Genomic DNA, 24,556 nt, shown 5'->3' with positions numbered 1-24,556 from the left:
TATAATTAAAAATAATATGAAAAAAATTAAACTATTAGCTTTGGCAGTTGCCTCAGCGCTGGTTTTTACCACGAGTTGTAACGACGACTTCGTCAATACGCAGCCGTTGGGAGAACTATCTCAAAATGCCGTATGGACTGATGCCGCTCTGGCAGAGGCCTTCGTGACAGAGATCTACGCCGGTTTCGGAAATGGCGGGTTTGATGAGCAAATGCTCGCATCCCTTACGGACGAAGCCATTTTTACCCACCCTGGCCGTGGCATCACCACAATTACCGAGGCCCGCTCAAACCCTGCGGATATTGGATGGGTCAATGGTACGCTTTCCTGGCCAAATATGTACACCCGGATCCGGGCGGCAAACCTGGCCCTAAAAAACCTGGAAGCTCCTCAATTCCCAAATACGAACAATATCGTGGATCGTTTGAAAGGCGAAGCCAAGTTTATGCGGGCGTATTACTATCATCAGCTGGCTCGCTACTACGGTGGGGTTCCCCTAATTGATCGTCCCTATGGACTGGGAGAAGAGTCGTATCTGGAAAAACGTAACACCTGGGAAGAAACCGTTAATTTTATCGTAAAAGATTGCGACGAAGCCGCCGCACTTCTTGACGGAAAATCAATGGCCGCCGGTCGTGCGTCAAAAGCTGCCGCTCTGGCGCTGAAAGCCCGCATTTTGATTTACGCTGCAAGTGATTTACACGATATACCAACGGCAAAAGAGAAATCCACCACGATTGCAGCTTTCGCAAATCCCGAAATTTTGGGATATACCGGCGGAAGCCGTACGGAGCGCTGGCAAAAAGCCAAAGATGCTGCCAAAGCAGTACTTGATCTGAACCGGGGCAACCTAATGAACCTCAGCGAGCCCGTAAGCCCCGAGCAGGGAACTACCAACTACATGAACAATTCGCTAGCGCGCAATGGCGGCCAAACGGAACTGTTGATGGCACGGTATTTTATCAATGCCAAGCAGGAAGGTGGCGGACGTATCGGCTTGTTCAACGGACCAAACGGCTACAACAACTGGGCTGGTAATACACCAATTCAATTGCTGGTAGATGACTACGAAATGATGGACGGAACGAAGTTTAGCTGGAACAACCCCGCTCATGCGGCTGATCCGTATGCGAATCGTGACCCACGTTTTAAAGCGTCAATCATGCATGAAGGCACTCCCTGGAAAGTTCGCTCAAATGCTAACTTACCTAAGGATCCTGCAAGTCAGATTCAGACAGGTCGCTATGAGGTAGTTAATGCTGCTGGTGAAAAAGTTACTCATTTTGGCCTTGATACCCGTAACAGCTCCATTGAAGACTGGAACGGTAGCTACACCGGCTACTACATTCGTAAATTTACCGATCCTAATCCGGCAATCGTAGATCAGAATACCTGGCAGGAAATTCCCTGGCCGATTCTGCGCTACACTGAGGCTGTATTCAACTATGCTGAGGCATGTATTGCGCTTGGTCAGGAAGAAGAAGCCCGCACGTGGTTGAACAAAATCCGCTTCCGTTCGGGTATGCCAGCTATCACCGAGTCAGGTGCAGCATTGGTAGACCGTTTCCGGAATGAAAAGCGTATAGAAATGTTGTATGAAGAGCAACGCTTCCATGACACCCGCCGCTGGATGATTGCCCCCACCACCCTTGGCCGCAAAGCCAACGGTATTCAGATTGTAGGTACGCTGAAACCCGGCAAGTCGGTAAGTGTGTATAAGTACAGCAAAGACAACTACGACTACAAATACACCGTATTTGAGATTGATCCGGGTAAAGAAAACCGGGCATGGCTGGATAAAATGTACTATCTGCCGATCTCTCGCGATGAAATGAACCGGAATAAAGATCTGGTTCAAAACCCAGGTTATCCGCTCAACTAAGGTTTTTTCAATTCCTGCATGGACTTAGGTTCGTGCAGGAAATGATTACTCCTTTTATCTGTTTAGATTTGTGAAAAGAATCCGGTAGCTACGGCTAACCGGATTCTTTTCCGTTTTAGTCATTTCATTTTTACCTTTTCTATATCTCACTCGATGCGCCTGCCAATTTTTAGCCTGCTTGCAAGTGTATTTTTCATCGCTGCACTCTCGGGCTGTCAGCAATCTGCTACCGATGACAAAGCTGCCGATGCTCCCGTCGGTGATCCGCTTTTTACGTTGCTTACTCCTGAGCAAACCGCCGTTACTTTTGAAAACACCTTGACTGAAAACCTGAACGGCAACGTGCTGATGTACGAGTATTTCTACAATGGGGGTGGGGTGGCCGTAGGAGATGTTAACAACGATGGACTGGATGATCTGTATTTTTCAGGAAATATGGTTTCAAACCGGCTGTACATCAACAAGGGCAACATGCAGTTTGAAGATGTAACGGCTCAGGCAAGCGTTGCCGGAAGAGACAGCAGCTGGAAAACCGGCGTGACAATGGCCGATGTCAACGGCGACGGAAAATTGGATTTGTATGTATGTTATTCAGGAAATTTTTCTCCCCAAAAACGTCGGAACGAACTGTATATCAACGAAGGAGTAGATGAAAAAGGAATGCCACGCTTTACCGAGCAGGCTGCTGCCTTTGGCCTGGCAAGTGAAGCCACTAGTACACAGGCTACTTTTTTTGACTATGATAAAGACGGCGATTTGGATCTATTTTTACTCAATCATAATCCAAAATCACTGCCAGTTCTTAATGAACTCGGCACAGCCGAAATCCTGAAAAAAGATGACCCGATGAACGGCCCGAGGCTGTTCAGAAACGATGGTAAGGTCTTTAAAGATATTACCCGGCAGGCAGGACTGCAAAGCTCGGCGCTTTCGTATGGACTGGGTGCTGGTGTTGCCGACTTCAACGACGACGGCTGGCCGGATCTGTACGTGTCCAACGATTATCAGGTACCCGATTTCCTGTATATCAACAACCGCAACGGTACGTTCAGCGATCAACTCAAAAGCAGTATGGGCCATACGTCACACTTTTCGATGGGGAGCGATGTGGCCGATTTCACCAACGATGCCCGACCGGATATTCTGACGCTCGACATGCTTCCGGAAGACAACCGCCGGCAAAAACTGCTCATGGCGCCCGATAATTACGAGAAATTTAATCTGAATGTAAATCTCGGTTTTAACCATCAGTACATGCGCAACATGTTGCATGTAAACGAGGGAAACGGTTCATTTAGCGAAATAGGGCAGTTGGCAGGAGTATCCAACACCGATTGGAGCTGGTCGGCGCTGTTTGCCGATTTTGATAATAATGGCTGGAAAGATCTTTACATTACTAATGGATATCTGCGCGATTATACCAACATGGATTTTCTGAAACACATGAGCGATTATGTGCAAAATCAGCAGCAGGGAATTCAACGAAGCGATGTACTCAAACTGGTCTACGAAATTCCTTCATCGAACCTGACCAACTATGCATTTGAAAACCGGACCGATATGACGTTCCGGAATGTGACACAAGCCTGGGGCCTCAGCCGACCTTCCAACAGCAACGGCGCTGCCTACGCTGACCTCGACAATGACGGCGACCTGGATTTGATTGTTAATAATGTCAATTTACCCGCATTTATTTATCAAAATCAAGCCAATACGCTCTTCAAACATCATTATTTAAAAATTCAAACCAAAGGAAAGACGCCCAATACGCAGGGCGTTGGTGCGCAGATATTTCTCTATGCCAAAGGAAACGTGCAATATCTGGAACAAATGCCCACCCGTGGCTATCAGTCGAGCGTGTCTCCGACCCTGCATTTTGGATTGGGTGAAATCGCCGCTGTTGATTCACTACGAGTGGTGTGGTCATCGGGTCGTCAGCAGTTGATTACGAGCCCAAAAGTTGATCAGGTGCTTGCAGTTTCTGAAAGCGATGCCCTAGACATGTACAAACGACCCGTAGCACAACCCGCTGTTTTTGAAGAAATCAGCTCACCTTTGGCGTACAAAGATGCCACACCCCCCATCAATGATTTTTACCGACAGCCGCTGCTCGTGCAATCCCTTTCCTTTGCATCGCCTTGTTTGGTAAAAGCCGATGTCAATGCCGACGGTCTTCCCGATGTTTTTGTGGGAGGAAGCAAAGGGCAGGCGAGCGTACTTTTTATCCAGCAAAAAGGTGGAAATTTTGTACAAAAAACCAACGCTGACTGGAATGCCGATGCCGCAAGTCAGGTGACGGATGCGGTCTTTTTTGACGCCAATGCCGATGGCCACCTCGATCTGTACGTGGCGCATGGCGGCTACGCAGATTTTGAAATAAACGACGCCCGTTTTCAGGACAAATTATTTATAAATGACGGAAAAGGAAACTTTACCCTTAGCCCCAAAGCGCTGCCCGTCATGCTCACGAGCACGGGCACGGTCTGCGCCGACGACTTTACGGGCGATGGAAAACCCGATCTTTTTGTCGGTAGTCGTGTGGTGCCGGGGCGCTATCCCGAAATTCCGGAAAGCTACCTGCTTGTGAATGACGGGCGCGGGAATTTTACCAAACGTACCGCCGCCGTTGCGAAAGAATTGTCAACTCCCGGGCTCGTAACCGATGCCGCCGCCGTAGATGTCAATGGGGATAAAAAAGCAGACCTCGTAGTCGTAGGGGAGTGGATGTCTGTGAAAATTTTTATTCAGGAGAACGGCAAATTGATTGATAAAACGTCCGACTACTTTGACGCATCGTTTCAGGGTTGGTGGAACACACTGCTCGTAGACGATTTTAATAAAGATGGAAAGCCCGATTTTGTGGTGGGCAATCAGGGTCTGAACTCGCAGGTGCGTGTCAGCGACAAAGAACCGGCCACGCTGTATTCCAAAGATTTTGATGGCAACGGTACGGTTGATCCAATGTTGAGTTTTTATGTACAGGGCAAAAATTACCCGTACATCACGCGCGATGAACTCGTGATGCAAATGAGCAGCATGGGCGCGCGCTATCCCGATTATAAAAGCTATGCTGATGTGACGCTTAATGAGCTTTTTTCAGAAAAAGAACTGGAAAGTGCCCAAAAACTTGAAGCGAATTATCTCAAAACAACACTGTTTTTAAGTACGGCTACCGGAAAATATCAGGCCAAAGAACTCCCGCGCGAAGCGCAGTATTCCCCGATTTTTGCCATAACGGCCTTCGACTACGATCAGGACGGAAATCAGGATTTGATTTTAGGAGGAAATAGTAGTCAGGGACGGCTGCGGCTGGGTAAATTTGATGCAAATTACGGCCTGCTGCTGAAAGGAAACGGGCGGGGAGATTTTGTAACAATCCCGCAAAAAAAATCCGGTTTTATGCTCCGGGGAGACGTGCGCTGCATTGTGCCGCTAAACGACAAGTTGCTGTTTGGCGTCAATCAGGGTGCGGTACGTGCGTATAAAGTCAAGCGTTGAGAAAAACTTTTAGCTACCTAAAAAAATGAGGTTTTGAGAAAGCATTTACCTTCTCAAAACCTCATTTTATTTATTTAAAATTAAATTCTTATTTCAAAACTACCTTCGCTACAACAGGCTGATGATCAGACGGGTAGCGCTGCTCTCTGGCATCGGTCAGAACGCCGTATTTCAGGACATTAAACTCTTTACTGACAAAAATATAGTCGATCCGGTTTTCCATCGGAGCATCAAATTTGAAGCTGTTGAACGTTCCCACGGGGCCGTAAGGCGGCTGAGCCGAAACTTTGTAGGTGTCCTGTAAAATTGTTTCCATCGCTTTAATTTGCTCCGTTTCGGGAGTTGAGTTGAAGTCACCGACGCAAATTGCCGGAATATTTTTAGCAATTTCCTTTATTTTCCTGACCATCAGTTTACCTGATTCCTGCCGGGCTTTTACGCCCTGATGATCAAAATGAACGCTGAAAAAGTAGAACTGCTTTTTTGTCTTTAAATCCTGAAACTTCGCCCACGAACAAATGCGGTTACAGCAGGTAGCGTCCCAGCCTTTGCCGGGCACGTCCGGGGTTTCACTCAGCCAGAAATCACCCGAATCAAGTACTTTGAACCGATCTTTTTTGTAAAAAATAGCGGAATGTTCGCCGCCTTCTTTACCATCGTCCCGGCCTTTACCCAGAAACCCAAACTCACTCAGTTCTGCCACATCTTCAATCTGCCCGCGCAGCACTTCCTGCGTGCCAAACAGGTCAAACTCGTGGTAACGAATGAGCGACTTGACATGTTCTTTGCGGTTGGGCCATGCATTCACACCGTCGTTTGGCGTATTGTAGCGAAGATTGTAAGACGCCACCGTAATGGGCGTGTCGCGTTGGGCAAATACAGCCTGTTGGCATACAAGGCAAATTATGAGAAACAGAATACTCTTTTTCATTAGGACTAAATAAAAATGAAACCTGAAAATGAACCATTGGACTACTAAAATCGAAAGAAAGGGGTTCTCTACTGATAACTTTCCTTCAAAAAGTCCGGGCAAAATTACTTTCCGGTTTTTTGATCGGGTTTAATAAATTGTACACGATTAAAGTAAATGGGCGAAGCGTCCTGCCGTTCGCGGTTGTAGTAGGGCGAGTACATGCGGCCCGACAGCGTACCTTTTTGCGTGTCAACTTCCAGCAGACGGAGGTAGCCGCCGCCAAAGTCTTCATTCTGATAATCCTGCAAAAACTGATAGATGCGATTGCCGTGCTCGCCTTTGTCGTTTCGCCACGACGAATAGCACACGTGTCCACTCAAAACCATCAGAATGTTAGGTTGTTTTTTGATAAACTGATCGTAAATCTGCGCCGGACTCAAATCACCATAGCCCGCGTTTCGTTCGCTGATGTCGCCGTTGGGGTTCAGGTGGTAGTGCGTCAGCATGATGACATTGTGGTCGGGATGAGCCGCCACTACCTCGTTGGCCCAATCGACAGGGCCTTGCCGGGAGCAAAATTCCAGGCTCACGACCATCCATTTCAAACCTCCGGCTTCAAACGAATACCACGAATTATCACTTTTTCCTTCTTCGTATCGTCCTCTTTGTAAGGGAAATCGGCTGACGGGAAAATATGAATTGAACTTGGCTGTTTTGCGCAGATTCTGATTGACGTTTCCGGGCGCAGCACTGCCGCTGTTGACGCCTACGGCCTCCGTATCGTGGTTGCCCACGGCCAGTGCGTACGCAATTCCGGCGCTGTCGAGCATTTTGAAACCCTGATCCGCTCTTTTCCAGTGGTCATGATTGTCATAATCGACAATGTCGCCGACGTGTAGCACGATCGGGTAATTCAACGAATCACGCTTTTGGATGAGCCAGTTGACCTGACTAAAAAACATCTCGGGACGGGCGTTGATTTCGCTTTGGGTATCCGGAAAAATGGGGAGTGTAAATTTTTGCGCAAAGCAAGCAGAACTACCCGATGAGCTTAAAGCAAGGGCGGCCAGAAAGACCAGCCCTTTTTTACAATATTTTTTTAACATCATGTTTTTTAAAAATTAAAAATTACCAACCCGGATTTTGTTGCAATGCCGGGTTTAGTCCCAATTCATTGACGGGCAAAGGCCACAGGTAGTCTTTGGCCGGGTCAAACCGCCGGAAGGAAGCATCCTGTACCAGAATCTGCCCTTCGGCATTGAGTTGAACGGGTGATTCGGTGCCAAATTCATCCGGAAAATAATAGTTGCCCAATACCGTTTTGGGCAGAACTTCTTCGGCTGTTTTCCAGCGGATTATATCCCAATACCGTAGATTTTCCATGGCAAGTTCTACCCGGCGTTCGCGGCGAATTTCTTCCCGCATGTTAAGCCCGTTGGCAGCCACAAAGGCATTGGAAAGGGGGACGATGTTGGCCCGCTGCCGCAGCAGATTGATGGTGATGTCAAGATCTTCATCCGAAATGGTTTCATTCAGTTCGTAGGTAGCTTCGGCGTAGGTCAGAAGTACTTCGGCGTAGCGCAGAATAACCCAGTCGAGCAGGGCCTGCCGGGTAGCAAAATCGGTGGCTGTAAAGTATTTTTTTGCCCCAAATCCGGTTTTGTAGTATTGCAGCTGCATAGTAAAGTTTGCGCCTACGTTGTAGGGCTCGCCCAGCCGGTAAACCGTCGCCAAAAGACGCTCATCCCGGTTGAGGAATACATCGTTTGAAACTACGGGTTTTTGGTACAAAGGCGATTTGGTAATTGGCAAACCGTCTTTCATCAGATAGCTATCAACCAGACTTTTGGTTGGATTGGCTCCGCCCGTATATATATCCAGTGAATAGTTGTGGTTGAGTACAAGATTGGCCGGGTCGGTACCGTACTGTTTTACCAAAATATTCTCGCGATTTTGGCGTCCTTCTCCTGCATACTGAAACAGGTTAAAATAGCTGTTAAACAAACTATGCTGCTGACTGTCCATGACGGCTTTGGCGGCTTGTTGCGCCAGTCGCAGGTGCATTGCCGGGTCACCATATTTATGAAATTTGGCGCGTGTTCCTTCAAAAAGCGCCATGCGTGCTTTTATGGCAAGTGCCGTTGTGTTCGCAATACGGCCATATCCGGCATTGCCCAGTGCAGTTGGAGTAGGGAGTGTAGCTGCGGCAATGTCGAGATCCATGTAAATCTGCTCGATAACCTCTTGTCTTGGTGCGGCCGGTTTAGTTAATTCAGGCGAAGTTTCAACCAGCGTTTTCAGGATTAGCGGCACGTTGCCATATTTCTGCACGAGTTGCATGTAGGCAAAGGCGCGAAAAAAACGAGCTTCGGCCATGTAGCGATCCTTCACATCCTGGGTTACCGGCGCATCAGGTACTTTTTCCAGCACATTATTGGCAGCTCTGATCAGGCGGTATGGCGTAGAATAGTCGCCGGCTGTAGCGGGCGGAAGCCGGGTGCCGTCGCTGATAGGGTCGGGCTGTGTACCAAAGGCGTTATCTGACCACACCTCTTCTTTACTGAAACCAGGCAAAAACGTGTACAGGTAGTTGGTGGCCGAGCGTATATCTGATTCGGATTTCCAGAACGAAGGATCGGTAATTTGTGTTTCAGGCAGCCGTTCTACGTCGCAGGCAGTTACGGCAAGAACGACAAGCAGCAACGTAAGTTTTTTATACAGGAACGATTTCATATCGAGTAGTATCTATTTTTTTAACTAAAATGAAAAAGACTAAAAAGTAAGGTTCAAACCCACAGCCGCCGTGGCAAAAAACGGATAGTCGGCCGCAACGGCATCCCGCTGTTCGGGGTCAAACTGATCTTTGAAAATACCTAAACGGGAGAACGTAAGAATATCCTGTCCCGTGAAATAAATCCGGGCCCGGCTGATTTTCACTTTGTTAAGCAAGCTTGCCGGCAATGAATAGCCCAGCTGAACATTTTTTAACCGGACATACTGACCATTCAGGACCCATTTGTCTGAGGGTAAAAAGTTGTGGGTACCGCCCACAAAAGGCCGGGGAAAATCTGCGTTAGGGTTTTCGGGCGTCCAGTAGTTTCTATGAATGGCCAATGCCTGATAAAAACTGGCAATGTTGGGGTCGAGTGCCTGCCGGGTAGGGGCAAATCTGCGCTGACCTACGCCTTGAAAAAATGCGCTGAAATCCAGATTTTTCCATTGTACAGCCAGGTTGGTGCCAAACAAATACCGAGGTTGCGTGGTGCCCAAATACACCAGGTCGCCATGGTTTTCCATACTTCCCGACCCAATGCTGATGCGGTTGTCGCCATTGACGTCTACGTAGCGTACATCGCCGGGAGCGGTGCGGCTGTCCTGAAAAGCGGCAGCTTTAACCTCGTCGCTGTTCTGAAAATAGCCGTCTGTCAGGTAGCCCCAAACGGAGTTGAGCGGGTATCCTTCCAGTGTTGAAACTGTACCCGCACTGATGACCCGGCGACCGGCAAAATTGAGCAATTTATTTTGGTTGTCAGAGACATTCAGGCCAAAGGAGAAGCTGAAATCATCGCCAATCCGGTCGCGGTAGTTAAGTTCGGTTTCCCAACCCCACGATTTCAGTTCGCCGTTGTTGATCCGTGGCGTACCTACGCCAAAAGTGGCGGGAAGTTGCAGGGCCGTGAGCATGTTTCGGTTATACTTGACGTAATAGTCGGCGCTGATCTGAATTTTATTTTTAAATAAACCCACATTCAGACCGGCGTTGCTTGTTTCGATGGTTTCCCAGGAAAGCTGAGAAGAGGGAACTGTGGTTTGAGAAAAGTACGTAGCCCGCACTTCCGGCGAACCCAGCACCAGATTTGTCCCCTGATTAATCAACGCCAGGTAATCATACAAACCAATGCCCGAAGCAGCTCCCAAACGTCCCCATGATCCCCGAATCTTTAACTCCGAAATAAGTGGAACGGCAAACCAGGCTTCTCGGTGGATGTTCCAGCCGGCAGATATGGACGGAAACGATTTTCTCCGAAGTCCGGGCGCCAGGCGTGAGCTTTCGTCGATTCGGAACGTAGCCTCGACGAGGTAGCGGTCGGCGTAGTTGTAGTTGAAACGTCCAAAAAAGGATTGAAAAGCAAAGGTTGAAATGGACTGCGAGTTGGTTTTGGTAGTCGCATCTCCCAGGCTGAGCGCGGGCAGGTCGTTGCTGACCATATTTGTTACCCCCGTAGAAATTACCTCGCCCCGGCTATCTTCCCATTGGTAGCCTGCCAATAGATGAAACGAATGTTTTTCAGCAATTTTGAAATCATAATCTGCCAGAAATTGCAGGTTATTGCTTTGGGTCAAATCCTTGGATACTGTAAAAGCGTTTGGCGTATTGAGAATATCACCGGGAGCGGTACGGTGCCAGCGCTGCACCGTGCGGCGGAATAACTCCCGGTCACCACGACGATATTGAGCGCCGTACACGGCACGCAGGCTAAGACCTTTGACAACGTCTGTCAAACGGGCTGTAAATACACCATCAAAGAAATTTCGGCTGTAATTATTATATCCACCGGCATCCATTGCAGCGTAGGCAGAGGCTCCCGTAGTGGCGTTGTAGCGCCCGTCAGGCGTAAGGAGCGGATTGATGCTTGAATAGCGGTAGATGTTGTAGAGCAAAGCACCGTTGCCGTTGATATTCACCGACGATGCCTCCTGATTTTGGCGGGTATACGTAATGCGTGAATCGAGTGAAAGGCGTTTGGTCAGTTGAGTCCCCAAATTAAGCCGGAAATTGTAGCGGTCATTTTTGTCGGGTCCTACCTTAAAAATTCCCTGCTTGTCGTAATAGCCCATCGAGATCAGAAAATTGAGCTTGTCAGTTCCGCCCCGCGCCGACATATTATGCGTTTGCATCATAGAGGTTTTCCGAAGCATCTGATCCACAATGCTTTCTGTGCCAAAGTATTCATAGCGGGTTGTGTCATTTGGGTTAATCCGATACTTCATGATTCCTTCCTTGACAATCGCAATCTTTTCGGCTGTGTGCCCGGCTGCCGCGCCCGAATTGATCCTTGCCAGATTGTTATGTTCGAGTTCTTCCCAGACTTCCATGCGCTCGGGTACGTTCAAAGCCCAATCGGTTCCTACAATGGAAGAATATTCAAAAATTGTCTTGCCGGAAGTTCCTTTTTTGGTCGTAATCAGGATAACTCCACCAGCGGCCTGAGCACCATAAATGGCGGCTGCGGCTGCATCTTTCAACACGCTGATACTCTCAATATCGTTGGGGTTGAGGGATTGAAGCGATACTCCGGGGCTCGTAACTCCGTCAACGATGAGTAAGGGATCTACGTTGCCATTGGCGGACGTTGCTCCCCGAATCTGAATGCCGATTCCTTCATCGCCCGGCTGTCCGGTAGAACGCGTAATCGAAAGCCCCGGCGACAAGCCCTGAAGCGCCATTGCCACGTTGGCTACGGGGCGGTTTTCGATGGCGGCTGCGTCAATCGTCGAAACGGCACCCGTGAGGTTTTCCTTTTTTTGCGTACCATAGCCTACCACGATAACCTCCTGCAAAGCTTTTACGTCAGCTTCCAGCGTAACGGTCAGCTCGGTACGGTTGCCTACAACTATTTCCTGAGAAAGATAACCCACAAAACTGAAAACCAGGACGGTTTGAGCATCGGGTACGAGTAGTTCAAAACCGCCGTTGCCATCGGTAGTAGTGCCTCGTTGCGTACCTTTCACAACTACACTTACGCCCGGAAGGCCCTCGCTGCCATCCGAAGCCAGCACTCTCCCGCGGAGGGGCAAGTCCTTGGGAGCGGTCCATTGGCTGAGTTTTTCGTCCAGTTCGGGCAGTACCGAAGTGTTTTTTTCTTTTCTTTTGGATAAAACAATTTGGTTATTAATGACCCGATAGTTGATGCCGCGCGGAACCAAAAGCTGATCAAGCACCTGAAAAACTTTTTTATCTTTTACCTGAATCGAGATTCGGTCGTTAAGCTGAATGCGACTGCTATATACAAATTTGGCCTGCGTTTTTTCCTGAATTTCTCCCAGCACTTCTTTTAACGTGCCGTTGGTCAGCTGAATAGAAACTTCCTTACTCAGAATAGACTGGGCAGTGCTTTCCGCAGCGTAGGATACGCTGGCGATAAAAGCAACAAAAACCCATTGTAGCAATCCGAAACGCATAATCTTTTGCCAGTTGAACGACTTGTAACGTACTGTTTTTTTCATAATTTTGATTGTCTGATAGTTAGCTCTGTTAGATCAATAGTTTTTCTGCTCTACCCCGGTGGCACGTGGTTTAGAACAGGAGAAAAATTAACTTGAACCGGGAGTGGTGGCACACTTCCGGTTTTTTTGTTAAGGGGGAATCGTCGTGTATAGCATCCTTTGGGTTAGGTTTAAAATGGTTTACTCACAGGCCGCGCCCTCAATCAAAATGGTTTTACCGGACATCGTATAGGTGGCATCCAACGACGTACACAGCATTTCCAGAATGGCAGCGAGGGGTTGTTGTTCAAAATCGGCGGTCAGACGGCAGGTTTTCATGGCCGGATTGGCCAAATGAATCCTGACATCGAAACGCCTGCTCAACTGATCCGTTACCTGATCGAAGGCTGTACCTTCAAACTGAATCGTTACGGGTTCATATATTTCTTTTTTTAATTCGGCATGTAAAGTGTTGGTTGTCAGTCGTTTGTTTTGGGTTTCAAACAGCGCTTGCTGACGTGGTGAAAGGACAATCTTTTGTGCATCGGCTGTGGTTGGCATTGGCACGCTAACCGCCACACTGCCCGAGACGACCGACACTTCATGAATCTTCTCCTTTGGCAGGGCTTTTACATTGAATCGTGTTCCCAGAACTTCAATTTGCATCGTGCCGCTTTGAATCAGAAACGGATGTTTTTTATCTGATTTTACATCAAAAAATCCTTCTCCTTCAAAAAAAACAGATCGGGTAGCTCCCGTAAAAACGGGCGGATAGGAAATGCTCGCTTCGGCGTGCAGCCACACCGTACTTCCATCAGGAAGTGAATGCATGACCATCCGGGGCTGATCGTTCACAAAACGAGTCAGGTTATCGGGAACAGTAATGGATTCTGATTGCTGAACCGTAGCTACGGGAGAAACTGGCAGAAGGCGTTCTTTCTGCGCATACAGCATCCACGCACCGGCAAGTAGCACAACGGCCGCTGCAAGGCCTGCCCACCACCGAACCAAAGGACGGGTTTTGGGCTCCCGAATGAGCGCCAGCTCGTGTTGTATGTGCCTGAAAGTTTCGGCTTTGATCCGTTCACTTTCATGTTCCGGAAGCGAATCCAGAAAATGAGAGGTCCCTTTCAGTGAGGCATACCACTGCTCAACCGCCTTTTTTTCTAATTCGGTACAGGTATTTTCAAGGTACTTTTGCAGTAATTCAGGTGAAATCGGGGGGTGATTCATACGGGTTTTGTGGTACAACCAGAGGTTTATTTATCTGGTAAGTCGCACGCCGGGCCCGCTACCCTTAGTCGTAGTAGAAAAATTTACAGAAAAAATAGAATTAATAAATAAAATCCATCCAGTAAATGCTCTTTCAGATGAATTTTGAGGAAGCGTAGCGCTTTGGTGATGTGCTGCTCCACGGTTTTTTCGGAGATGTGTAGTTTTTCTCCAATTTCCCGGTGCGAAAATCCCTGACGACTTAACCAAAAAACCTCCCGGCATTTGTCGGGCAATTGGCGGAGACCTTCTTCGTAACGATGTTGCAAATCGTCGGTCAGTACAAGCTGATCGCCGGCTTCGGCAGTGCCGGCACCCAGGTTGCCCCAGGCCTGAATGTGCTTTTGGCGCGTATATTCTTTGCGGTAAAAACTGATCACCTGATTTTTTGCACAGGCAAAAAGGTAGGGCCGCAAGGCCTGAATTGTGGATCGGGCTCGCTGCTGCCAAAGGCTTACAAACAGCTCCTGAACGATCTCCTGTGCTGTAAACTGATCGCTGACTTTTTCGTACGTATAATTGAACAGCAAACGAAAATAGCGGTTGTACACCTCGCCAAACGCCAGCTCATCGTCGTGCTCTTGCATAAAACGAAGAAGTTCTTCGTCGGAACAAGTCATGTAGCATTCGCTCATCTGACTATATTTTATTTTGTCAAAAGTAGTGTTTAAAGGTGAAGGGGGTTGCCCGGCTACCGTTATGAATGTGTTAAGGAGGTTGCCTGAAAAATTTACTTAATCATAACGGACACTGATTTTTAATGTTTTAAATTTTGAGTTAAGTGATTAATCGGTTAGTTAATTGTAAGTACTTAGCTGTATGTGCTGATGTTGGCATGAGGACGCCCCGGCGGGCCAAAACGTGTAAAACGTAAATGGTATATCGTTGACACCGATGTATTTTTTAGACAATTTGACTAACTTGATGCCGTTGACGATGGTAACAATGCTAGTACAATAAAATAATTCGGATATGCTTACAATACATCCGCAATACATTATCGACAGCACAGGTAAGAAAATATCAGTGGTACTTCCGATGAAAGATTTTGAAGCCATTCTGGAAGAATTGGAAGAGCTGGAAGACATAAAGCTTTATGACGAAGCCAAAAAGTCCAATGAGCCTTCCATTGCCATTGATGAGGCCTTTAAAATGATTGACGCTAAGCGTGCAAAGCGAAGTAATGGTTTATAAAGTAACTTTAAATAAGCGCGCCATTAAAGCTCTTGAAAAAATCAATGAGCCGTACTAGTCTAATATCAGGGAAGCCATTTACAGCCTCTCCGAAAATCCAAGACCTACTGGATACAAAAAGTTAAGAGGCAGAGACGCTTACAGTCTCCCGGGTGGCCAATTACCGTATTATTTACGATATTTTTGATGATGTCCTTTTGGTGGATGTTATTGACCTTGGTCATAGGAAAGATATTTATGAGTGAAAAAAACCACCTGATTTAAACTTTCTGGTAGCTCCCTGCTTGAAAACTAAGAAAATAAAATTACCAGATAAATTCTTGTCTGAGTAAGTTACTGGTGAATATATCCCCCCAATTTCACCAACCTACTTCATCACCTTCGGCTCAGCTTTTTCTGTGGGCATATCATAGGGGAGCTCCCACACTTTTCCCTGACTATCACCAAAATACAAATGTGAGGGGCTAAGCTTGCCGGGATCGCCATCGGCCCAGAAATAGTAAAAAGGGTCCCGGCCATTTACCACTTTACGAATGTAGTTATGGTTGCGGGGGCTGTTGTGGGTCAACTGCCGGGAGCGGGTCCAGGTGCGGCCTTTATCCGCACTTTTCCAATGCACCACTTCGCCGCCTCCACCCCAGGGTTGAGGGGTATTTTCGGTAGGTGCCACCACGAGCCACTCCCCGTCTTTTATGAATAAACTACCGGTATCGTAGTTGTGGTCGGAGGTCGTGATGGGATGGTTGTCCCAGGTTTTGCCGTTCCAATGAATCACGGCCCACTGTCGCAATCCATTTTTGGGCCCCGGCTGATGTCCCGGTCCCGACACATATAAAGCAATCGGATTTCCGTTTTCGTCAAAATTTACGTCCTTGATATAGACATTTTGCCCCTGACTAAAAAACTCCTTTACCAGCACAGGCGAAGCTACGTCCGTAACCGGAGTGGCCACTTTCTGACCGTCCACGGTAGTCCATGTACGTCCAAAATCCGTAGTCTGAAGGTAGTAAATATTGGTGCGCTGATCAACATTTCCGTTGGGGTGCCAGTTAAAGAAAAATACAACTTTCTCACCCAGTTGCCCGCTAATCTGGTAGTGCCCGCTATTTTTATCTTCGGGGCGTTTCATGCCTGCCAGTTTCTGATCTTCGGTCCAGGTAATGCCGTCCGGGCTTGTTTCCATGTACAGTTCACGCACGCCTGTATATTTTGTAAACAGATTCAGAAAGCCTTTTCCGGGGATATACTTTGGCTGCGGATAGGTCATGGTTTCTTCGGTAATCTGCTCAAATTCATCGGTGTTATAGGGGAGCTTGCTGCGGTATTTATAGCCGGGGCGGCTGGTGTTTCGGCCACTCACAAAGACCCACAAATGGCCTTTGTCGTCCATGCTCAGGCTGGGGTTGTCGTGGGGATCATTCACACCTTTTTTATCATAAACCACCACCGGCTTCGATACCGTATGCGTGGCGTGGTCGTAGGTGCCAATCATGCACAGCAGGTATCGGGCATCCGGTGCAGTGGTGCCGCCGTATACAAAGAATGTTTTGTTGACTTGGGGAGCATAAATCGCCAGTGGAATATGTTTGGCGGTGTAGGTGCCGAGCCCGCCAGAGTACTTATCGCCATATTCCGAAAACTGCCCCAACGTAAACCAAATACCTTTATAGCCATCAATTTTCGGGTATTTCTCTCCGGTTTTGATTGCCAGATTTTGCGCCTGAGCCCCCAGAAAAACCAGCCCTAACAAGGCTACGGTCAGGCCACTTTTACGTATTTTAAACATATAAAATTTCAAGAAAATCAGGTGTAATTAAGCGTTTGTCCATAGTTCCTTTACCTTCACCAAATCGCGTTTCATGGCTTCATAAACTACCTTTTTATCAATCTTGGGAGTCTTGGATCCGTGCTCGGCTCCGCCCAAATCATATTCGTAATGCATCGAAATCGGGACCTGTACACCGTACTGTTTTAGCAGGCGGAAATACCGTCCAAAATCCACCATGCCCTCGCCGAGCGGCACATTTTTTACCACCCATTTTCCTTTTTCCTGAGCCCAGACAAAGTCTTTTATTGCCAGTATTTTGATGTTTTGGTGAAGGAGCCGCAGGCCGTTTTCCCACGAAAGCCCGCCTTCAACGGTCGCATGCCGAATGTCGTACTGCACACCCATGTGACTGCTTTGGGCTGTTTGCAGCAGCTGCCAGATTTCCCAGGTTGAGGCGCCTACGAGTTTTCCGGCGTGATTTTGGTAGCAACCCGTGAGGTTTAAAGTCCGGTTGAGCTCACTCAGCGATTTTACCTGCTGCTGATATTCCCGGAGCGTGTCGGCCATCTGTTGCGTTTCTTTGTATTTATACCAGTTCATGCGGTAGTAGCCTACGCCCTGCGCGGCGGCGGTGCGGAGCACCCGCTCATCAACACCCGTGGCATTTTCTACGGCCGTAGTAATCATGAGAGGTTGTAACCCGGCTTTTTTGATTGCCTGCACGGCTTTTGGCAGATCTTCTTCTACCCGCTCCGGTAGCACGTGGCCGTTTGGCCGGACGGTCAGGTCGACGCCGTCAAACCCGATTTCGGCCGCTTTTTCGGCCATTTCAGTATAGTCCAAAAACTGCAAATGCTTGGAAAACACCATGAGCGGAGGCATGGCAGCAGCAGGGTTTGCACCTGCCATTTCCGTAGAAATAAATGGAAGAGCCCCGGCAGCCAAGGCGGCCTTCTGAATGAAATCCCGCCGGGTTTGTGAATGTTTCATGATGAATAAAAATATGAAATGGAGTTCTGCTGATCGTATGAGTAGAAAGGGAAGTACGAATAAAATATAACCGTTTCTTTACCCTGGGTCGTTGGTCGAGGACAGAAAGTTTTGGTGAATTTTTGAAAAATTTACCAGGGAAAATCAGCGTCGGGTTTCTATATTAGTTGTTCTTAACTAACACATTTCTTACCCGTCAAAGTCCGGTCATGTTTCAACCTACCCACACGTTTTCTGTATACGCGATCAATCAGGAAACGGCTGATACCCGTACTTATATTTTGAAACCAATGAATCCTCCTGAGTTTTTATATACCGCCGGGCAGTTTCTGACTTTCCTGTTGAATGTACACGGACACGAAGTCAGGCGGTCGTATTCTTTAAGTTCTGCGCCGGGGCTTGATGAGCTTCCGGCGGTGACGGTCAAGCGCATCAGCAATGGCGAAATCTCCCGATTTTGGCATGATTCCGTTCAGGTAGGTACGCAGCTGACGGCGTTGCCCGCAGCCGGGCGGTTTGCGGCTGCTCCTGCCGATGCGAAGCCGCGTGACCTTTTTCTGCTGGGTGCCGGAAGCGGAATCACACCGCTTTTTTCTATTCTGAAACATACCCTTGTTCATGAACCAAATACCCACGTAATTCTTCTTTATGCCAATCGTCATGAACGGGAAGTCATTTTTCAAAAAGAGCTAAATGAATGGCAGACGCATTTCTCCGAACAGTTTACGATCCGCTATTTTATGAGCCAACCTTCGGACGATTGGCCGGGCCTGCGCGGGCGAATTAATAATTACAGATTGGAAAATGAAGTACGGCAACAACTTCGGTATGATTTATCGAAGGCTCAATTTTTGATTTGTGGCCCGTTTGAACTGATGCGTACTGCCGAAATCACCCTTCGGTTTATGGGCGTGGAGGAAGAGCAGATTCGCAAAGAGAACTTTGTGATTGTTGCGCAAACGCCGCCGCCGCCGCTTCGCTCGCAGGCGCATGCCATTGAGCTGCGTCACCGCGGACAGGTACATACGATTAATGTTCCTGCTTTTACCACCATTTTACAGGCAGGTTTGAGCCACGGCATCCCAATTCCGTACAGCTGCAAAGGGGGAAGATGCTCAGCCTGCGCCGCCCAATGCAGGGCGGGCAAGGTGCGCATGAGTATCAACGATGTACTTACTGCCCGTGACCTGTCCGACGGATGGATATTGACCTGCACGGCCTATCCGGAGTCGGATGATGTCCTGATCGAACTACCTTAATCAGTAATTTTATACACTCCCAACTCGCTCAAAACTACATTGACAGGAGTTTTGGTAAAACGAATCCGGATTTTTGAGGCCGTCACCGGAATGTCAAAGTGAATGAGCCGACGGGCGCCGATGCTCGTGCCTTTATGGATTTCTTTCCAGGCTTCGTTTTCCCAGGTATCTATGGCAAAAGCCTCTACTCGCTGCCCAAACTTGACGTGTTCCCGAATGCTGATCAGGTCAAAGGTGCGGGGCTGTGAAAACTCAACGGCCAGATTTGACTCCTTAAAATCATCATCCGTAGTCCAGTATGATTCTGGATTGTTGTCCACGAGATTTTTGGTGCCATAAATGGAGTTATAGCCCCGCACATTTATGGCCCGAATGTAGGCATCACGAGCCAGATTTTTGGCGTATGTTTTTTCCAGGCGATTGCCCAGTGTTTTCAGCGCCGCCACGTCTTCGTCGCTCAGTCGGCCACGTGTGTCGGGGGCAAGGCCCAAATCCAGAGCGGCACCCCGGCCAACGCTTTTGAGGTACAGACTAAACAGCTCATCGGGTGATTTTGGCTTTTCGTCCGGGTGAAAAAACCAGCCTTTCCGCAGCGGAACGTCACATTCAGCCGGAATCCAGAACTCGCCGTTGCGCATGCCCACGGGGCTGTCAGGGTAGTTGGCTTGTCCCGGTACGGCCTTATTCACGCCTTCGGGGGCTTTGGGTGTAAACGTAGACCAGTGAGTTTCGGCAGCAATTCCTTTTTCATTGCCCACCCAGCGCACATCCCAGCCTATATCGCTGAAAATGTTGGCATCCGGTTGCAGTTTACGCGTCAGATTGGTCCAGGTAGAATCCCACTGATAGTAAGTTGTATTATCAATCGAGCGTTTTTCACGCGCGCCACCGTAGTAGCCGTCGCCACCGTTGGCGCCATCGTGCCACGACATAAACAGCGGTCCGTAATTGGTGTACAGCTCGCGAAGCTGCTCCTGATAAATTGCAAGATAAGCGGGCGTGCCGTAGGCGGCATTGTTTCGGTCCCAGGGCGAGCAATAAATGCCAAATTTTAGCCCATACTTACGCGCAGCCTGCTCGACTTCCCGCACAAGATCGCCTTTCCCGTTCCGAAACGGACTTTTGCTGATGTTATATTCGGTAGTTTTGGTCGGCCAAAGCGCAAAGCCATCGTGGTGCTTGGCTACCAGAATGATGCCTCGAAGTCCGCCTTCCTGAGCGGCTTTTACAATTTGCTCCGCGTCAAAATCAGTTGGATTGAACACGGCCGGGTCGGCATCGCCAAATCCCCATTCTTTATTTTCAAAGGTGGTGGGTGTAAAATGAATCAGTCCGTACAGTTCGGTAGCGTGCCATTGGAGCTGCCGGGCAGATGGAATCGGGCCATATGGTTTAGGAGGAATCTGCGCTGAGAGTGAGCCGCAAAGGAGTAGCAGTAGAAAAATTTTCTTCATTTTATCACACGTTAAAAAAGACCTTCCTGCGAGCAGAAATAGTGATTAGGTTACTAAGTTTAGGAAAAATGGATAGGGGCTCTCAGCCAAATACCGAAAACCCACGCCTAATATCCGTAAAGTTTTACTTTGGTTCAAGATTTTTCAGGGTGAGTTTATGGGGCAAGAGGCTGTGTGTGTCTTAATATAATAAATTGAAGATTTATTTTGTTGTTAACAAGATACCTCCGTTATTCGTTTTTCCATCATTCAATTCAGTTTAACACTAATTAAAATCCTCATGAAAAAAGTCCTCCTAAAAAAGTTGTGGGTATTGTGCATGCTTTTCTCAGTTCCGGTTTTGGCCCAAACTGACCTGACGAAAGCCGTTCCTTTTGACCCTTCTGTAAAAACCGGAACCCTCCCCAATGGCCTCACGTACTACATTCGTAAAAATGTAGAACCCAAAAACCGGGCCGAACTTCGGCTCGTACTCAAAGCGGGCTCTATTCTGGAAACCGATGAGCAGCAAGGTCTTGCGCACTTCATGGAGCATATGAGCTTCAACGGAACAAAGAATTTCCCAAAAAATGAACTGGTTAATTTCCTGCAAAAAACCGGCGTACGCTTCGGTGCGGACCTGAACGCCTACACGAGTTTTGACGAAACCGTGTACATGCTGCCCATCCCAACCGACTCAGCTGGTTTGCTCGAAAAAGGCTTGCTGGTACTCGAAGATTGGGCGCATAATGCCTTGCTCGATCCGGCTGAAATCGATAAAGAACGGGGCGTGGTGCTCGAAGAGTCGCGCCTGGGCCGGGGTGCGCAGCAGCGCATGAGAGATCAGTATCTCAAAATGATTTTGAATAACTCGCGCTATGCCGACCGCCTGCCGATTGGAAAAGACGACGTATTGCAGAATTTTAAGCCGGAAGTACTCAAAAAGTACTATCAGGATTGGTACCGCCCGGACCTGATGGCGGTAATTGCCGTAGGCGATTTTGAAGTAGAAACGGTTGAAAAAATCATTAAAGAAAAGTTTGGCAGCATTTCCAACCCCAAAAATGCACCTGAGCGCATAGAATACACAATTCCGCTGGACGGAACCAACAACGTGGCGATTGTGACAGATCCGGAGCAGCCGCAAAACATCATTCAGGTGATTTATAAGCAGCCTGAATTTAAGGAAAAAACGCTGGCAGATTCCCGGACGGCTATTTCCTATGAATTATTTAACGCCATGATGGGCGACCGCATGCAGGAACTAACCCAACAGGCCGATCCACCGTTTTTGTTTGGAATTGGAAATTATGGAGGTTTTCTGGGAAATTTGGATGCCTACACTGCTGTGGCACTTGCCAAAGGTGCCGATGGTGTTGAACGCGCATTGTCGGCGCTGCTTGCCGAGAATGTCAGGGTGCAAAAATTCGGCTTTACCGACTCTGAGCTGGATCGTGCCAAAAAATCTTTCCTCAATTCGGTGGATCAACGCCTGAAAGAAAAAGATAAAAGCCGCTCGGATGGCTTTGTGCAGGAATACATCAATCATTTTTTGAATAGCGGTTCGTCGATGGGCATTGAGTTTTATGCTGATTTTGTAAAAAAGCAACTGGACGGTATTTCTTTACAGGAAATCAATCAGTTAGCCGGAAAATTTATCACGGATAAAAATCGGGCGGTGGTAATTCTGGGCCCCGAATCAGCCAAAGATGTATTGCCTACCGAAGCCAAAGTAAAAGAACTGCTGACTTCTGCCGGACAAAACGTGACCGCCTACGTGGATGACGCCGTAGATACGCCGCTGCTGCCACAAGAGCCCAAAGGAACGGCGGTTGTTTCGGAAAAGAAGCTTGAAAAAGTGGACGTAACCGAGCTGGTTTTTGGCAATGGCGTGAAAGTACTGCTGAAACCTACGGATTTCAAGAATGATGAAATTCTGTTTGAAGCTACCGGAAAAGGCGGGACGTCGCTTTTCCCGAACGACCTCGAAACGGGCGCTTTCGCCAGTTATATTGTCGGTGCGGGTGGGGTTGGTCCGTATAGTCAGACGCAGTTGCAGAAGTTTCTGGCCGGAAAATCCGTCAGCGTAAATCCCTACATCAGCGAACTAACCGAGGGCATCGCTGGTAGTGCGAGTCCCAAAGACCTGGAAACTGCCCTGCAATTGGTGTATGCCTATTTTACGGCCCCTCGTAAAGATGAGCCGGTGGTGAAGGGAATTCTGGCTAACCAACGGGCTTATCTGGAAAACATGATGAAAACGCCAACGCCCGAAAAGGTGTTTTCTGATACGCTGTCGGCCGTGATGAGCAACTACGATCCGCGCCGCCGCCCGATGACTCCCGAGCGGGTTGATAAGGTAGATTTGGATAAAGCATTGGGAATCTATAAAGACCGCTTTTCTGACGCCTCCGATTTCGTATTTACGTTTGTTGGTGCATTTACCGTCGATCAGATCAAACCTTTGTTAGCCAAATACCTGGGTGGCCTGCCAGCTACCAATCGGGATGACAGCTACGATCATCCAAACATTTTTCCTCCCAAAGGACGCATTGAAAAAACGGTGTATAAAGGCCTGGAACCCAAAAGTCGCGTGACGATGATTTTCAGCGGCGAATATACGTTCAACCCCGAAAACAACGTGCAGATTGAGGCTTTGCAGGAAGTATTGCAAATAAAACTGATTGAGGCGTTGCGGGAAGAAGAAAGCGGTGTGTACGGGGTAGGTGTGTCAGAAAAAACGGACAAACTTCCTTCGGGCCACTACCGCTACATGATTCAGTTTGGCTGTGGTCCCGAAAATGTAGACAAGCTCGTAGCCCGTACGCTGGAAGAAATTGAGAAGGTCAGAAAGAATGGAGCTCAACCGCAGGACATCGAAAAGTTTGTTGCCGAAACACGCCGCAAAACCGAAGTGGACATGAAAACGAACGAGTTTTGGCGTGGCTACATTGATACCAATACGTTCATTGGCGATGATCTGAACGAGATATTTGAACAGGAGAAACTCCTCAAACAGGTATCTGTAGAAAGTACCAAAGCGGCTGCTCAGAAATACCTGAATCCGGATAATTTTATCAAGGTGGTGTTGATGCCGGAGAAAAAATAGAAGGAGTTTTTTTAGTAGTATTATTCAACAAAACAGGCATCGTCATTGGCGATGCCTGTTTTGTTACAAGTTGTTTTTAATCTGTATCATCTGTATCATCTGTTTTTGGCCGATACTTCATTTGCAAACCCACCAGAAAATTCCGCAGGATCTGATCCTTGCACGGGCGGTAATGAGGATTTGCAGGATTTCTAAAAAAAGCGCTCAGTTCGTGCTTGCTAAGCCTGAATCCTACCAAATCGAACAGCGCCATCATGTCGGTATCGTTCAGGTTGAGCGCAATTTTCAATTTACGCAGCACCAGATTATTATTCATTTTCTTTTCCGGTATCGGCTCTTCGCCCTCTTTTTTGCCGCGTTTTTCTACGATAAATCCATTTAGAAATATAGCCAAATGCAGGTCAATGATAGTTTTAAAGGCCGGATCATCCTCTTTTTTTAGCCAATCGCTCACTTCGGCGCGCGTGGCTTTGTAGCCACCGTTTTTAAAAAGTTTCATCATCTGATCGTCCGTCAGGTCAAACGCAAAACGCAGGCGGCGTACTATATCGTTGTTGTTCATGTGGAGTGTAGGTTTGTGAATGTTTATTTCAGACTGTCTTCGACTTCGCTCAGACTGACAATGGTTTGTATGGACTGTCTTCGACTTCGCTCAGACTGACAGTGGTGGTTTGTATGGATTGTCTTCGACTTCGCTCAGTCTGACAGTGGTGGTTTGTATGGATTGTCTTCGACTTCGCTCAGACGACAGTGGTGCTTTGTATGGACTGTCTTCGACTTCGCTCAGACTGACAGTGGTGGTTTGTATGGACTGTCTTCGACTTCGCTCAGACTGACAGTGGTGGTTTGTATGGACTGTATTCGACTTCGCTCAGACTGACAGTGGTGGTTTGTATGGACTGTCTTCGACTTCGCTCAGACTGACAGTGGTGGTTTGTATGGACTGTCTTCGACTTCGCTCAGACTGACAGTGGTGGTTTGTATGGACTGTCTTCGACTTCGCTCAGACTGACAGTGGTGGTTTGTATGGA

General features: G+C 48.0%; 15 protein-coding genes. 5 read left to right on the top strand and 10 right to left on the bottom strand.

The window, feature by feature from the left end; all coding sequences use genetic code 11:
- Positions 1–16 precede the first annotated feature (16 nt).
- Together EZE20_RS09345 and EZE20_RS09340 are read left to right on the top strand one after the other, a co-directional pair.
- Entirely contained in the window at positions 17–1,882 is a 1,866-nt protein-coding gene (locus EZE20_RS09345; protein WP_132116847.1) for a RagB/SusD family nutrient uptake outer membrane protein, read from the top strand.
- Between the two features lie 153 nt (positions 1,883–2,035).
- Complete coding sequence (locus EZE20_RS09340) at positions 2,036–5,380, top strand: VCBS repeat-containing protein (RefSeq protein ID WP_132116845.1); 3,345 nt, start codon at positions 2,036–2,038, stop codon at positions 5,378–5,380.
- Between the two features lie 88 nt (positions 5,381–5,468).
- Here the strand turns inward: EZE20_RS09340 and EZE20_RS09335 are convergent, their stop codons facing one another.
- The 6 genes from EZE20_RS09335 to EZE20_RS09310 form a co-directional block, all read right to left on the bottom strand.
- Positions 5,469–6,311 (bottom strand): endonuclease/exonuclease/phosphatase family protein, encoded by an 843-nt coding sequence (locus EZE20_RS09335; protein WP_132116843.1) that lies wholly within the window; start codon positions 6,309–6,311, stop codon positions 5,469–5,471.
- Between the two features lie 104 nt (positions 6,312–6,415).
- Positions 6,416–7,402, bottom strand: a complete 987-nt coding sequence (locus EZE20_RS09330) for a metallophosphoesterase (protein WP_199879882.1) — start codon at positions 7,400–7,402, stop codon at positions 6,416–6,418.
- Between the two features lie 19 nt (positions 7,403–7,421).
- Positions 7,422–9,026 carry a RagB/SusD family nutrient uptake outer membrane protein gene (locus EZE20_RS09325; RefSeq protein WP_132116841.1) on the bottom strand — a complete coding sequence of 535 codons (1,605 nt, stop codon included), beginning with the start codon at positions 9,024–9,026 and terminating at the stop codon, positions 7,422–7,424.
- Between the two features lie 39 nt (positions 9,027–9,065).
- Positions 9,066–12,521 (bottom strand): TonB-dependent receptor, encoded by a 3,456-nt coding sequence (locus EZE20_RS09320; protein WP_228713658.1) that lies wholly within the window; start codon positions 12,519–12,521, stop codon positions 9,066–9,068.
- A gap of 180 nt (positions 12,522–12,701) precedes the next feature.
- Positions 12,702–13,733: a FecR family protein gene (locus tag EZE20_RS09315; RefSeq protein ID WP_132116839.1), complete on the bottom strand. Its 1,032-nt coding sequence runs from the start codon at positions 13,731–13,733 to the stop codon at positions 12,702–12,704.
- An 83-nt stretch (positions 13,734–13,816) separates the two neighbouring features.
- Complete coding sequence (locus EZE20_RS09310) at positions 13,817–14,407, bottom strand: RNA polymerase sigma factor (protein WP_132116837.1); 591 nt, start codon at positions 14,405–14,407, stop codon at positions 13,817–13,819.
- Positions 14,408–14,744: 337 nt separating this feature from the next.
- Here EZE20_RS09310 and EZE20_RS09305 point away from each other — a divergent pair, with 337 nt between their 5' ends.
- Complete coding sequence (locus EZE20_RS09305) at positions 14,745–14,966, top strand: hypothetical protein (protein WP_132116835.1); 222 nt, start codon at positions 14,745–14,747, stop codon at positions 14,964–14,966.
- A 367-nt stretch (positions 14,967–15,333) separates the two neighbouring features.
- Here the strand turns inward: EZE20_RS09305 and EZE20_RS09295 are convergent, their stop codons facing one another.
- Positions 15,334–16,752 (bottom strand): BNR-4 repeat-containing protein, encoded by a 1,419-nt coding sequence (locus EZE20_RS09295; protein ID WP_132116833.1) that lies wholly within the window; start codon positions 16,750–16,752, stop codon positions 15,334–15,336.
- Between the two features lie 27 nt (positions 16,753–16,779).
- The gene (locus EZE20_RS09290; RefSeq protein WP_132116831.1) at positions 16,780–17,724 is read right to left on the bottom strand and encodes a sugar phosphate isomerase/epimerase family protein; all 945 of its coding nucleotides are present in this window, start codon (positions 17,722–17,724) and stop codon (positions 16,780–16,782) included.
- A 209-nt stretch (positions 17,725–17,933) separates the two neighbouring features.
- On the opposite strand from EZE20_RS09290, the gene EZE20_RS09285 reads away from it, so the two are divergent.
- Positions 17,934–18,983, top strand: coding sequence for a ferredoxin--NADP reductase (locus EZE20_RS09285; RefSeq protein WP_132116829.1), 1,050 nt, complete (start codon positions 17,934–17,936; stop codon positions 18,981–18,983).
- On the opposite strand, the gene EZE20_RS09280 is transcribed toward EZE20_RS09285, so the two are convergent.
- Entirely contained in the window at positions 18,980–20,437 is a 1,458-nt protein-coding gene (locus EZE20_RS09280) for an alpha-L-fucosidase (RefSeq protein WP_132116827.1), read from the bottom strand. The two genes, EZE20_RS09285 and EZE20_RS09280, sit on opposite strands and share 4 nt — an antisense overlap.
- 280 nt (positions 20,438–20,717) lie before the next feature.
- Between EZE20_RS09280 and EZE20_RS09275 the strand changes: the two genes are divergently transcribed.
- Positions 20,718–23,525, top strand: coding sequence for a M16 family metallopeptidase (locus tag EZE20_RS09275; protein ID WP_132116825.1), 2,808 nt, complete (start codon positions 20,718–20,720; stop codon positions 23,523–23,525).
- A 76-nt stretch (positions 23,526–23,601) separates the two neighbouring features.
- Here EZE20_RS09275 and EZE20_RS09270 read toward each other — a convergent pair whose 3' ends face one another.
- Complete coding sequence (locus EZE20_RS09270; RefSeq protein WP_132116823.1) at positions 23,602–24,087, bottom strand: YehS family protein; 486 nt, start codon at positions 24,085–24,087, stop codon at positions 23,602–23,604.
- Positions 24,088–24,556 lie beyond the last annotated feature (469 nt).

It is taken from the genome of Arundinibacter roseus (genome assembly GCF_004348825.1).
Taxonomy (GTDB): Bacteria; Bacteroidota; Bacteroidia; order Cytophagales; family Spirosomataceae; genus Arundinibacter; species Arundinibacter roseus.
The sequence above is the reverse complement of the archived record's forward strand: the minus strand, read 5'-3'. Positions and strand labels throughout refer to the sequence as shown.